At 71.4% G+C, this 856-nt stretch carries 1 pseudogene; it reads left to right on the top strand.

What is annotated here, in order from left to right:
• Positions 1-856, top strand: a pseudogene (locus tag E1285_RS46370) (cytochrome P450); the annotation flags it as partial.

The following is an 856-nucleotide window of genomic DNA, read 5'->3' as shown; positions in this document are numbered from 1 at the left end:
CCCCGACTCCCCATCCCAGCCCGACGACGGCGCTGTCGTGGCCGCGGCCGACGTCCCGATCATCACCATCGACCCCCTCGGCGCCGACCCACACGGCGAAATGGCCCGGCTGCGCGACGCCGGACCCGTGGTGCGGATCGTGCTGCCCGGCCTGCCCGACGGCGTGCACGCCTGGGCCGTCACCCGCCAGCACCTACTCGGTGAACTGTCCCGCAACCCGCACATCTCCCGCGTCGCCCACCAGCACTGGGCCGCCCACCGCGACAGCCTGATCCCCGACAACTGGCCACTGGCCGGCATGTTCATCGGCCTGACCAACATGTTCTTCCTCGACGACCCGCAGCACCGCCAACTACGGCGACTGGTCTCCGGCGTTTTCACCGCCCGCCGCGTCACCGGCCTCACCGACCAGATCACCCGCATCGTCGGCGACGCCCTGGACACCCTGCCCGACCACCGCGACACCGGCGGGGCCGTCGACCTGCGCGCCCACTTCGCCTACGCCGTGCCGATGGGCGTGATCTGCCACCTGCTCGGCATCCCCGAGCCGATGCGGCCCCGGTTCCGCGCCCTCGTGGACGCCCTGATCCGCACCGACAACAAAACCCCCCAGGACGCCGCCGCCACCGAAACCGGCCGCCTGGACCTCCTGGACGAACTCGTCGAACTGCGCCGTGCCGCTCCCGGCACCGACCTGACCAGCGACCTGATCACCGCCTGGGACAACGACGGCACCCTGCCACACCGCCAACTCCTGGACACCCTGTGGATGCTGGTGGTCGCCGGCCACGAAACCACCTTCACCCTGATCACCAACGCCGTCCGCGCCCTGCTCACCCACCCCGCCATCCACGCC

The sequence above is a fragment of the Actinomadura sp. 7K507 genome (genome assembly GCF_004348425.1).
Classification (GTDB): domain Bacteria; phylum Actinomycetota; class Actinomycetes; order Streptosporangiales; family Streptosporangiaceae; genus Spirillospora.
The sequence above is the reverse complement of the archived record's forward strand: the minus strand, read 5'-3'. Positions and strand labels throughout refer to the sequence as shown.